Below are 11,778 nucleotides of genomic sequence, written 5' to 3' on the forward strand. Positions count from 1 at the left end.
TGAAGAGACCGTCTGTAAACAATACGCACAGTCGCTATTCTATATTTTGCACTTGTTCCTTCAATTTTTCAATAGAACTTTTCATTTCCACGACAAGCTTTGTGATTTGATGATCATTGGCTTTTGAGCCGATCGTGTTCGCTTCGCGGTTAAGTTCCTGAACGAGGAAATCAAGTTTGCGGCCGACTGCACCGCCTTCTTTTAATATATCACGGAATTGAACAAAATGGCTCTTTAATCTGGTAATTTCTTCCGTTATATCAGAACGGTCGGCGAAAATGGCGCATTCCGTGATCAGCCTGCTTTCGTCAATCGCGTCCTCCGTCCATTCCTTCATTCGGGCGTAAAGACGCTCGCGGTAATGGGTAACAACGGCCGAAGCGCGGTCTTTCACCCGTTCGGACAGCGTCTCAAGCCGCTCAATGTGCAGAAAGCAGTCTTCCGCCAAAAGCCGGCCTTCTTTTTCCCTCATGTCACAAAGTTCCTTTACCGCCAGCTCAGCGGCCTCCCTGATGACTTCCTCAAGCTTGTCATCACGCATCTGCTCTTCATGAATCTGTGCAATATGTTCAAAAGCAAAGAAATCCATTGCGTCAGGTTCAGCGGCCAGGCTGTAGCGGTCTTTCATGACGCGGGCGGCGCTCACATATTCATCAAGGAGCTCCCAATCGATTTTCAGGCTTCTTTTTATGAGCGCGTCACTGTTTACAGTAAGAAACAGTTCTACTCTTCCGCGCTGTATATGCTGCAATATGATTTGTTTCAGCTTATCCTCTACATATAGCAAAGGCCTTGGCAGACGGGCGTTCACTTCTTTGAACCGGTAATTGACGGATTTCAACTCAACGGTTGCCGAGAGATCGCCTTTTGTTCTGCTTGCGCTGCCGAAGCCTGTCATACTCCGTATCATATGAAACACCCAATTCTTTCCCGTTATCAAAATAAAAGGGCAATAGACATGCTATTACCCCTAAGATTATATCATATGGAATTATTTTTTTCTTGTCAAAAGTGAACCCGCCAGCAAAAAAGTAGGTATGCCTGACATGCCGAGAATCAGCATCCAATCGCCCGGCGTAATCGGCACAGTTTTGAAAATAGGCTGCAGCGGCGGATAATAGATGACGATGACCATCAGGAAAACAGAAGAAACGATGGCGCCTAGCAGATAGATATTTTCAAACGGATTGCGGGAGAAAACAGACGTTTCGCTCCGGCAGTCAAATACGTGTATAAGCTGAGCCAGAACAAGAGTCGCGAATGCGACGGTCTGTGCATACGGCAGATTTTCAGGATTGCGGTGATACACGACGATAAACGCTAAAATAGTTGCGGCTCCGATTAAAAATCCTCTTGAGACGACTTTCCAGCCCAGTTTTCTCGCAAATACCCCTTCTTTCGGATGCCGCGGCTTCCGCCTCATCAGGTCATCTTCCGGCTGATCCATACCGAGCGCCATAGCCGGCAGCCCGTCAGTGACTAAGTTCACCCACAATATCTGAATCGGAACGAGCGGCAGCGGCAGAGCGAGAAGCATCGCAAACAGCATGACTAAAATCTCACCGACGTTGGAGGCGAGTAAATACCGGACGAATTTTCTTATATTTTCATAGATATTTCTCCCCTCTTTTATGGCTGATTTAATCGTAGCGAAGTTATCATCTACCAGAATGAGAGAGGACGCTTCCTTTGCCACATCCGTTCCCGTCACGCCCATAGCAACGCCGATATCAGCCTGCTTTATGGCCGGGGCGTCATTTACTCCGTCTCCTGTCATGGCGACGACGTGTCCGTTTTCCTGAAACGCTTTGACGATTTTCAATTTATGTTCAGGTGATACGCGTGCGAATACGTAAATATCATCGACCGTCTCCGTAAGCTCTTTTTCAGAAAGCTTATTCAGCGTTTTTCCGTCCATCACACGCCCTTTTTTCGGAAGAAGCCGCAAATCTTTCGCGATCGCCTTTGCCGTTTCGACGTGATCACCGGTAATCATCACCGTTTTAATGCCTGCTTCACGGCATTCTTTAATGGCCTGTCTGACCTCCGGACGGGGCGGATCAATCATGCCGGACAGGCCGAGTATCGTCAGGTTCTTTTCCGCCTGCTCCATTGTCGGCTTTTCACCCGGATTTAACGGTTTATAAGCAATCGCGATCGTCCGGAGGGCTTGCGACGCCAGTTCTTTCAAGACCGCTTCTGTCTCAGCTCTCTTTTCTTCTGAAAATGGCGCACTTCTGCCGCCGTGCATCATATGTGACGAGCGGTCAATCAGCACATCAGGCGCTCCTTTGGTGATGACGAACCGCTTATTTTCCTTATCTTCGGCGATAACGGTCATCATTTTGCGGACGGAGTCAAACGGAAACTCGGCAACAACACGGTATTGTTCACTGAGCCAGTCGTTTGAATAGCCGCCTTTTCTCGCGGCCGTCAGCAGCGCTCCTTCTGTCGGATCACCGTCAAGCACATAATGGCCGTCTTTCAGTTCAATTTCGGACGTATTGCATAATGCGCCGAAAACCAGCATCTGTTCAAGCATCTTCTCATCTTTCGGCTTGATTTCCCGCTCATCGCGTGTAAAAACTCCCGCCGGCTCATAGCCGATACCTGACACTTTAAATGTTTTTCCCCCTGACCACATATGGGTGACGGTCATTTTGTTTTGTGTCAGCGTGCCGGTTTTATCAGAACAAATGACAGAGGCGCAGCCCAATGTTTCAACTGCCGGGAGCTTTCTGACAATTGATTTTTGTTTGATCATGCGCTGAACGCCGATTGATAATGCCACCGTAACAATGGCGGGAAGCCCTTCCGGAATCGCGGCGACGGCCAATGACACCCCGGCCAAAAACATGCTGTAAAGCTCATGTCCCTGTAAGACGCCGACTGCAACGACCAATACCGTCAAAAGCAGCGCGACGATAATTAAAATTTTGCCGAGCTCTTCCAGTCTTCGCTGCAGCGGTGTTGAAAGGTTGCCGGCGGATTCCAGCATATCGGCGATTTTCCCCATTGCCGTATTCATTCCTGTACCGACGACGACGCCGACACCGCTGCCGCGCGTTACGATCGTCCCCATAAACGCCATATTGTTGATATCGCCTAAAGAAACATCCGGCTTTCTCAGCTTATCAGCTTGTTTGACAACAGGGATCGATTCCCCGGTCAGCGCCGATTCTTCGATTTCAAGGCTCTTCGCTTCAACGATCCGCACATCGGCGCCGATCCGGTCGCCGCTTGAAAATTTCACGATATCGCCGGGAACGAGCTCCTTGGACTGAATTTTCTTCCAGCTCCCGTCCCGCAATGCTGACACATACGGCGTTGACAGCTCTTTTAATGCATTTAATGACTTCTCCGCCCGTCTCTCCTGAAAAAAACCGAGCACCCCATTGACAAATACAATCGCCATAATCGCCACGGCATCTACATATTCGCCTAAAAACCCGGAAATTAAGGTTGCCACAAGCAGCACGAGCACCATAAAATCTTTAAATTGGGCGAAAAACACGACGATCGCCGGTGTCCTCTTGCCCTCCTGAAGCTCGTTCGGTCCGTGCTTTTCAAGGCGTTTTTTCACCTCTTTTTCGGTCAATCCCTGTTTAATGGACGTATTTGTTGCTTTCAGCAAATCGGTTTGACCCATTTCATGAAACTTCATTCTTCTCGTCCACTCCCCTGCCTCGCTTTAGAGATGTCACTCTGTAAACAAGCTTATTCTGACTCGTCCCTTTTCATGCTATAATTATCGAATGCAGGAAGAAGGAAAGGGTGTTTTATATGTCTTTTGATGGCATGTTTACATACGGAATGACACATGAATTAAACAGCCGGATCGCCGGAGGCCGGATTACGAGAGTCCACCAGCCTTTTAAGCACGATGTGATATTCCATATCCGCGCTAACGGAAAAAACCATAAATTATTATTATCGGCGCATCCGAGCTATTCACGGGTGCACGTGACAAACCAGGCCTATGAAAATCCGAGCGAGCCCCCGATGTTTTGTATGCTGCTCAGAAAGCATATAGAAGGCGGCTTTATTGAGAAAATAGAACAGGCCGGATTAGACAGGATTATGATATTCCGCATAAAAAGCAGAAATGAAATCGGCGACGAAACCGTCAGAACACTGTATGTTGAAATTATGGGGCGCCACAGCAATATTATTCTCACTGACGGAGAAGGTGCCATCATTGACGGACTGAAGCATTTATCTCCGTCGATGAACAGCTACCGGACCGTTCTGCCGGGCTATGATTACAAACTCCCTCCCGCTCAGGAAAAAATTTCGCCGCTCACTGCGGATGAAGAGGACATTTTGCGTCATCTCAGTTTTCAGGAAGGGCGGCTCGACCAGCAGATCGTCAGACATTTCTCCGGGGTTTCTCCGCTGTTTGCAAAAGAAGCCGTTCACAGAGCGGGCCTCGCTAACAAAATAACGCTGCCGAAGACGCTGACAGAGATGTTCCGCAGCGTGAAGGACTGCAGGTTCACACCGAACATCACGACAGCAGGCGGAAAAGAATACTTTTATCTCCTGTCTCTCACGCATGTAAACGGAGAAGAGCGAACCTTTCACTCACTGAGTGAACTGTTAGACCGGTTTTATTTCGGAAAAGCAGAGCGCGACCGCGTCAAACAGCAGGCCCAGGATCTTGAGCGGTTTGTCGCAAATGAACGGAAAAAGAATGCCAACAAGATCAAAAAACTGGAAAAGACGCTTGACTACTCAGAGAATGCGAAAGAATTCCAGCTATATGGCGAGCTGCTGACGGCGAATTTGTATATGCTGAAAAAAGGCGACAAAGAAGCAAACGTCATCAATTACTATGATGAAGAGAGTCCGACGGTGACCATCCCTTTAAATCCGAACAAAACACCGTCCGAAAACGCGCAGATGTATTTTACAAAATATCAAAAAGCGAAGAATTCCGTTGAGGTTGTAAAAGAACAGATCCGCCTGGCCGAGGAGGAAATCGCTTATTTCGATCAGCTGATCCAGCAGCTTTCCTCCGCTTCCACAAAGGATATTCACGAAATAAGGGAGGAGCTTGTCGAAGGCAAATATTTGCGTCCGAAACAGCAAAGAGGACAGAAAAAACAGAAACAGCACGTTCCTGTTTTAGAGCAATATGAATCTTCGCAGGGATTGACGATCCTTGTCGGCAAAAACAATAAACAAAATGAGTACTTAACGACAAAAGCCGCCGCAAGGGATGATGTATGGTTCCACACGAAAGACATTCCGGGTTCCCACGTTGTGATTAAAAGCAGCGATCCGGATGAACAATCCATATTGGAAGCAGCTGCAATTGCCGCTTATTTTTCCAAGGCGAAAGATTCCGGCTCCGTACCGGTTGATTATACAAAAATCAGACATGTGAAAAAGCCAAACGGCGCAAAGCCTGGCTTCGTCACCTATGACAGCCAGCATACCGTATTTGTCACACCTGATGCCGATCTTGTCATACGGCTGAAAAAATAAACGCACCATCAAGCTGATACCGCACTCAGCTTGGTGGTGTTTTTTTATTACCTGATTTCTGAACATAAATGGAGACAGGCCCTTCAGCCGCCAGAACCGATCTTTACAGGATGTGAACGGTTTCCCGTCATGTCTGCCTGCTCTGATCGGCTTGTTCCTTTGTATGCGGGCGGCGGTGACTCCCGTGTCAGCGTTCACATAAGCAAACCGCTTCCGTTTTTCGAATCATTTCCCCTCGTCTCGAAAGCAGCAAGACAGTCAGGAAATCATAAAAAATACCCTGCCTGATGACAGACAAGGTATAGTTTTTATAGTCTTCTTCTTTTCTCAAACAATAGATCCACTTCTTCAGCCAAATCATCAGTAATCAAGGGCTCAATGTTTTCAGCCAGTCTTTTCGTATGTACCGGGCTTGCGCCGCTTGTTGATACTGATACTTCAATGCGTCCTTTGCGGATGATCTTCGGCATATACACTGTGCCCTGTTCAGCGTTGCTTACACAGTTGACCAGCTGCGTTTCAGAAGCGCTTACGGCTATCTTCTGATTCACGCCTCGGTCATTTGTCGCGGCAATAATGAAAAAAGCGGGCGTTAGATCCTTCATTTCAATTTTCCGGGCAATCCAGCGGATGCATCCTTCATCCGCAAGCTGTTTAATTTCCGGCAGGGCATCGGGGCTGATTACAGTAATATCCGCGCCTTCCGGAAGCACTGTTTTGAGCCTTCTTAAGGCAACATTGCCCCCGCCCGCGATGACAATTCTTTTTCCGCTGAGATTAATGTGAAGAGGCAGCATACTGTCCCCCCTTAAAATCAAACTGCCCGCCGGGGTTTCGAACAGCTTCCGTCACACGGTTCAAAAACGCCTGCTTAATATGCGGGTGAAAACCTAAGTATGAAGCGAGATGCACATTTCGATTGACCGTCTGAAGCTTTTGGACTTCCCGTTGAATTTCAGTCATTAAGAGCCCTGTAAACAGAAGATACGGGACGATAAAAACGGGTGCTCCGTCATCTTCTTCAAGACCTGTAAACACTTCTTTATAGTGGGGATCACAGGCTGTTAAAAAACAAGGGATGACTTCTTTAACAGGTGTGATCGCCTCCAGTTTTCCGGCAATCTCACTGACGGCATTTTTAACTGCCGGATCTGTGCTTCCTCTGCCGATCAGCACCACTTTCGCCTGCTCAATCGGCACTCCGGTGTCCTCAATGCGATGATGCACCGCTTTGACGACTTCATCATCCACTCCGATCGGGACACCGTATGTTACTTTTATATCGGGATGCCGGACCGCTGCACGGGCGATTTCAGCGGGAATGTCATGTTTTGCGTGGGCGGCGGTCAAGAGCAGCAGCGGCACAGCCGCGATATGAGTGGCGCCTTGTTTGACACATGCTTCAAAGCCCGCTTCAATAGACGGTTCCTGCAGTTCTAAAAAACAGATTTCCTGAATGGGAGCGTCAGCGTGCGGCATGCACCCTTTTAAAAATGCCGCCGATTCTGCCTGCGCTTTTTTCAGCCGGCTTCCGTGCCCGATGTATAAAATCGCCTGCTTCATTTACAACGCCTCGCTCAGATCCAGATTTTTCAGTTCAGATTCAAACCAATCCAGCTTGCAGTGATAATTAACGACATCACCGATGACGATTAAGCTCGGGTTTTTGATTTCTTCTTTTATCACTGTGTCTGAAAGCGTGCTGACGGTGCAGACGACTGTTTTTTGCCTGTCCGTCGTTCCCCAATGAATAAAGGCCGCCGGGGTGCCGCCGTCTCTGCCGTTTTCCAGCAGCATTCTTTCAATCTGCCGGATATTTTTAATCCCCATATAAATCACCAGCGTATCAATGCCCGTCGCCAGTGCTTTCCATTTTTCTTCAAAGTCGTCTTCTTGTTTATAATGCCCTGTAACAAATGCGACATTGGAGCTCGCCTCCCTGTGCGTCACGGGAATGCCGGCGTAAGCAGCTGCCGCGATTCCCGCTGTAATGCCGGGAACGATCTCAAACGGAATGGCGTTTTGCGCGAGAGCCTCCGCTTCTTCGCCCCCGCGGCCGAAAACAAACGGATCGCCCCCCTTGAGCCTGACCACGGTTTTTCCCTTTTTCGCATACTTCACAAGGAAACGGTTGATCGTATCCTGCTTCATAATATGAAAATCCGGGAGCTTTCCGCAGTAAATCAGATCTGCTTCTTCTCTTGCATACTGTAAAATCTCTTTGTTTACCAATCTGTCATATAGTATAACGTCCGCTTTCTGTATGGCTTTCATTGCCTTGACCGTTAATAAGTCCGGATCTCCCGGACCGGCTCCAACGATAAATACTTTCCCCATAGCATGTCTCCCCGATCCGTTTTGACATCTTCACAGAACAGCCGCGAGGCCGCACCTCAGCTATTTTACCATATCCCGCCATTAGGGGGAGTATCCGGCTGATTGCGCGGCCTTTTCGGACTTATTATGCTAAGCTGTTTTTCACAAAATCAATCAGTCTGCCGGTGCATTCTTCGCGTGCATATTTTCCTGAATCAAGTACGAGCTCAGGCGCATTCGGCTCTTCATACGGTGAGTCGATTCCCGTAAAGAACGGAATTTCGCCGTTTCTGGCTTTTTTATACAAACCTTTCGGATCGCGCTTTTCACATATATCGAGGTCGCATTTCACATAGATTTCATTAAATTCGCCTTCTGCCACGAGCTCTCTCACCTGATCTCTGTCCTCACGGAACGGAGAAATAAAGGCCGTAATGACGATGGTGCCCTGCTGAACGAAAAGCTTTGCCACTTCCCCGATTCGGCGTATATTTTCCTTGCGGTCATCATCAGAAAATCCTAAGTCCTTGTTTAAGCCGTGACGGATGTTATCTCCATCAAGCACAATGACTTGATAGCCTTGTTCAAACAGCTCGCGGGCTGCGGCGTTTGCAATCGTAGATTTCCCTGAACCGCTTAAACCCGTCAGCCAGAGGATAGAGCTTTTATGCTTGTTTTTCTGCTGGTATTCTTCTTTCGTTATTGAGGCTTCATGCCATACGATATCACGATTTGTCACTCTTTTTTCCTCCTTAAGAAACGCCTGCTTCTTCTTTCGTTTTCAGCCCTTTAATCAGCACATCGACAACTTCAGGACGGCTGAATTCCGCCGGCGGCATGACGCCGCTTCGCAGCATTTCTCTGACCTTTGTTCCCGACAGAATGACGTGGTCTTCTCTGTCATGCGGACATGTTTTGGCCGTTCCCATGTTGCCGCATTTTTGGCAGAAGAAGCTGTGCTCGAATTTCATCGGTGTAATCCCGAGCTCATCCGCTGTAAATTGATCAAACAGCTCTTGCGCTTCGTATGTGCCGTAGTAATCACCGACGCCGGCATGATCGCGGCCGACGATAAAATGCGTGCAGCCGTAGTTTTTGCGGACAAGCGCGTGGAAAATGGCTTCTCTCGGTCCCGCGTACCGCATTGCCGCCAAAAATACGCCGAGGAAAACGCGGTCTTTCGGATAATAATGATCGAGCAGCACCTGATAGCTTTCCATTCTGACATCCGCCGGAATGTCGTCTGATTTTGTTTCACCGACGAGCGGGTTCAAAAACAGGCCGTCAACCGTCTCAAGCGCGGTTTTCTGGATATATTCGTGAGCGCGGTGAACCGGATTTCTCGTTTGGAAACCGACGATGGTTTTCCAGCCTTTTTCTTCAAAGCTTCGTCTCGTTTCAGCAGGTTCAAATGTAAACTCAGGAAACTGCTTTGACGCTTTTTTGATTAATGTGATCGGCCCGCCGACATACGTATCGCCGCGTGAAAATAGTTTTTTCACGCCTGGATGAGCGTCATCATCGGTTTTATATACGTGAACGGCTTCTTTTTGTTTATCCGGCGTATAAATATCTTCGATGTCCACTGCGCCGTATGTTTCTCCGCCGTAAGTCAGTTTTACGGTGTCTCCGACAGCAAGCTCAGCCGCTTTTTCTGAATCGACCGGAAGCGTAATCGGCAAAGACCAGACGGCCCCGGATGCCAGACGCATATTTTCAACGACTGACACGTAATCTTTTTCTGTGAAAAATCCTTCAATCGGGCTGTAGGCTCCGATTCCGATCAGCTCTAAATCAGCAAACGAAATCAAATCCAGCTCAATTTCTTTTTGGACGGATGTTAGATCATACTGCTCATTCACCCGATTAACTAATGTTCCTCCGTGCGGTGCTAGACTCATAGTACATTTTCCTCCCAGTTAACAGATAAATAAACTCAGATTAATAGTTAAATGCCCCCGCCTTGTTCATGGACAGAGCGTTTCTCTTTTCGGATAGCTTTCATCAGACTGGCGGCTCCGCCAGCTGCCAAAAGCACGCTGGCCATCATAAAGATGGAATAGTAATCTCCTTTTAACAGCAGAGAGACAAGCAGATACGAAATCGACAGTGACAAAAACGGCGAAACGACCCATACTTTGAGCATCGTTTTCACGACTTCTTTATGAAAAACGTTCGGCCCGTTTTTGGCCATTCCGATACCGATGATTGATGATGATGTCACCTGCGCCAAAGGAACCGGCAGACCGAACACGGAACTGATAATGACAAGCCCGGCCCCGGTTCCGGAAAGCAGTATGCCTTCGCCGGCGGAAAATCTCGTAATCTTTTTCCCGTTGGTTTCAAGCACTCTGCGTCCTAAAAGCAGAGCGCCGAGAGCGACAAAGATGCCTCCGTACAGCGTCCCTTTGGACACGCTGAGCACGCCGGCGGCAACTAAAGGGCCCACCGCATTTGCGACGTTGTTCATTCCGGCTGAAAAAGCTTCCCAAAACCCCGCAATAAGCAGGACAACCCCCAAAACCTTCTGTTTCCGGCTCGAAATGACTCGAATATTCAGAGAACTGGATACCTTCGATACGAGAAACGTGAAACAGAACGCGACAAACGGAACGAGGACCCAAAAAATCACGATGACCAAAAGATGCTGCAGAAACAATACTTTGTACGCAACGCCGACCCCGACAATCGCCCCGACGGTGACCTCGCTCGTCGACAGCGGAATGCCGAGCACATTCGCCGTGAATAACGATAACGCCGCCGCTCCGATAATAATACAGACAATGGTGAGCGTAATGGTCTGTTCGGGAATGATTCCGCCGCTGATCGTCTTAACGACTTCTCCGCCGCCGATAACCGCCCCTGACAGGACGCCGGCCGCGCAGATAATCAGCGCATACGTTTTCTTTTTAACGGCGCCGGACCCGTAAGCGACTCCCATTGAAGCCGCGGCTCCGCTGGCTCCGATATTCATGGCGAAAAACAGGCAGAATAAAATAGCGGCTAATTCCATTGTGCAGCTCCTTTATTCATGCAGTCCGCATTCTGTTTTCGCCATTCCGTTCCATCTGCCGCTCCGCAGGTCTTCTGCGGTAAACGCAGGTGAAGTGCACGGTTCACAGCCGATGCTCGGATAGCCCTGATCATGAAGAATGTTATAATCCAGCTCATGCTTGGATGTATATCTCCAGATGTCTTTCCACGTCCAGTGGATCAGCGGGCATACTTTAATGGATTGAAACTTATCGTCTTTATTCAGGAAATTCGTATTCGCCCGGCTCGGCCCTTGATCGCGTCGGAGGCCGGACAGCCATGCCGGACGCCCGGCGAGCGCTTCTCTTAACGGCAGAATTTTTCTGATGAAGCAGCACTGGTTCGGTTCTCTTTCCCACAGTTTATCTCCGTGAGCCTCGGCCTGTTCCTCAAGAGTAAGGCTGGGCTTTTTCAGGATGATGTTCAGTCCCGGGTAACGTTCTTTCACTTTTTCGATCGTTTCATATGTTTCTTTAAAGTGAAGTCCTGTATCGAGAAACACGATTTCCGCGTCTTTTTTCACTTTAGAAATTAAATCGATCAGGACGATTCCCTCAATCCCGAAGCTGCACGCGTAAACAAGCTGGTCTCCGTAGTGGCCGTATGCCCATTTTAAAACGGACAGCGCGCCTTTATAGGAATCGTCTTCCGGAAATGTAATCTCCGGTTCCTCCCATGTGTCATACGTTAGCATTTTTTCTTTCCTCCTCCCGGAGACAATCAAACAGCTGTTGTTTTCTGCCGGTTGTCTTATCCCTCAATCTTTTTTCATATAAAAAACTTTCAATCCAGCGGAATGAAAGACAGTGACCCGTTATAGCCCTTATCTTCAAAATGCTGTGCATTTTTCTGGATGCGGCACCTTGCATGTCACGCAGGTTGCCGGGCGTCATCGGTCCAGTCCCTCAGCCGCTCTTGATAAGCTTTTTAGATTTGTAC

At 48.5% G+C, this 11,778-nt stretch carries 10 protein-coding genes and 1 riboswitch; of the genes, 1 reads left to right on the forward strand and 9 read right to left on the reverse strand.

All coding sequences use genetic code 11. The features are described from left to right. Positions 1–34: 34 nt before the first annotated feature. Complete coding sequence (locus ACQE26_RS15940) at positions 35–910, reverse strand: YicC/YloC family endoribonuclease (RefSeq protein WP_500470034.1); 876 nt, start codon at positions 908–910, stop codon at positions 35–37. Positions 911–991: 81 nt separating this feature from the next. After that, positions 992–3,664 (reverse strand): calcium-translocating P-type ATPase, SERCA-type, encoded by a 2,673-nt coding sequence (locus ACQE26_RS15945; RefSeq protein ID WP_500470035.1) that lies wholly within the window; start codon positions 3,662–3,664, stop codon positions 992–994. A gap of 119 nt (positions 3,665–3,783) precedes the next feature. On the opposite strand from ACQE26_RS15945, the gene ACQE26_RS15950 reads away from it, so the two are divergent. Then, entirely contained in the window at positions 3,784–5,490 is a 1,707-nt protein-coding gene (locus tag ACQE26_RS15950) for an Rqc2 family fibronectin-binding protein (RefSeq protein ID WP_500470036.1), read from the forward strand. Between the two features lie 308 nt (positions 5,491–5,798). Here the strand turns inward: ACQE26_RS15950 and ACQE26_RS15955 are convergent, their stop codons facing one another. The 7 genes from ACQE26_RS15955 to ACQE26_RS15985 form a co-directional block, all read right to left on the reverse strand. Then, entirely contained in the window at positions 5,799–6,287 is a 489-nt protein-coding gene (locus ACQE26_RS15955) for a precorrin-2 dehydrogenase/sirohydrochlorin ferrochelatase family protein (RefSeq protein WP_500470037.1), read from the reverse strand. Beyond that, complete coding sequence (locus ACQE26_RS15960) at positions 6,268–7,053, reverse strand: sirohydrochlorin chelatase (RefSeq protein WP_438421898.1); 786 nt, start codon at positions 7,051–7,053, stop codon at positions 6,268–6,270. Before ACQE26_RS15960 ends, ACQE26_RS15955 begins: the two co-directional genes overlap by 20 nt. Continuing rightward, positions 7,054–7,827: a uroporphyrinogen-III C-methyltransferase gene (cobA, locus tag ACQE26_RS15965; protein WP_500470038.1), complete on the reverse strand. Its 774-nt coding sequence runs from the start codon at positions 7,825–7,827 to the stop codon at positions 7,054–7,056. A gap of 124 nt (positions 7,828–7,951) precedes the next feature. Further along, positions 7,952–8,545 carry an adenylyl-sulfate kinase gene (gene cysC, locus ACQE26_RS15970; RefSeq protein WP_060962826.1) on the reverse strand — a complete coding sequence of 198 codons (594 nt, stop codon included), beginning with the start codon at positions 8,543–8,545 and terminating at the stop codon, positions 7,952–7,954. A 13-nt stretch (positions 8,546–8,558) separates the two neighbouring features. Next, positions 8,559–9,707, reverse strand: a complete 1,149-nt coding sequence (gene sat, locus ACQE26_RS15975; protein WP_016936175.1) for a sulfate adenylyltransferase — start codon at positions 9,705–9,707, stop codon at positions 8,559–8,561. 47 nt (positions 9,708–9,754) lie between these two features. Then, positions 9,755–10,819, reverse strand: coding sequence for a sulfate permease (gene cysP, locus ACQE26_RS15980; protein ID WP_060962827.1), 1,065 nt, complete (start codon positions 10,817–10,819; stop codon positions 9,755–9,757). Positions 10,820–10,831: 12 nt separating this feature from the next. Continuing rightward, complete coding sequence (locus ACQE26_RS15985) at positions 10,832–11,533, reverse strand: phosphoadenylyl-sulfate reductase (RefSeq protein WP_500470039.1); 702 nt, start codon at positions 11,531–11,533, stop codon at positions 10,832–10,834. A gap of 126 nt (positions 11,534–11,659) precedes the next feature. Next, positions 11,660–11,764, reverse strand: a riboswitch (SAM riboswitch). Positions 11,765–11,778 lie beyond the last annotated feature (14 nt).

This window comes from Bacillus sp. 5RYD7K, from assembly GCF_059831465.1.

What these genes read in the sequence shown, in the direction of transcription:
- ACQE26_RS15940 (WP_500470034.1), bottom strand. Translation starts at nt 910, where the DNA reads ATGATACGGAGTATGACAGGCTTCGGCAGCGCAAGCAGAACAAAAGGC.
- ACQE26_RS15945 (WP_500470035.1), bottom strand. Translation starts at nt 3,664, where the DNA reads ATGAAGTTTCATGAAATGGGTCAAACCGATTTGCTGAAAGCAACAAAT.
- ACQE26_RS15950 (WP_500470036.1), top strand. Translation starts at nt 3,784, where the DNA reads ATGTCTTTTGATGGCATGTTTACATACGGAATGACACATGAATTAAAC.
- ACQE26_RS15955 (WP_500470037.1), bottom strand. Translation starts at nt 6,287, where the DNA reads ATGCTGCCTCTTCACATTAATCTCAGCGGAAAAAGAATTGTCATCGCG.
- ACQE26_RS15960 (WP_438421898.1), bottom strand. Translation starts at nt 7,053, where the DNA reads ATGAAGCAGGCGATTTTATACATCGGGCACGGAAGCCGGCTGAAAAAA.
- cobA (WP_500470038.1), bottom strand. Translation starts at nt 7,827, where the DNA reads ATGGGGAAAGTATTTATCGTTGGAGCCGGTCCGGGAGATCCGGACTTA.
- sat (WP_016936175.1), bottom strand. Translation starts at nt 9,707, where the DNA reads ATGAGTCTAGCACCGCACGGAGGAACATTAGTTAATCGGGTGAATGAG.
- cysP (WP_060962827.1), bottom strand. Translation starts at nt 10,819, where the DNA reads ATGGAATTAGCCGCTATTTTATTCTGCCTGTTTTTCGCCATGAATATC.
- ACQE26_RS15985 (WP_500470039.1), bottom strand. Translation starts at nt 11,533, where the DNA reads ATGCTAACGTATGACACATGGGAGGAACCGGAGATTACATTTCCGGAA.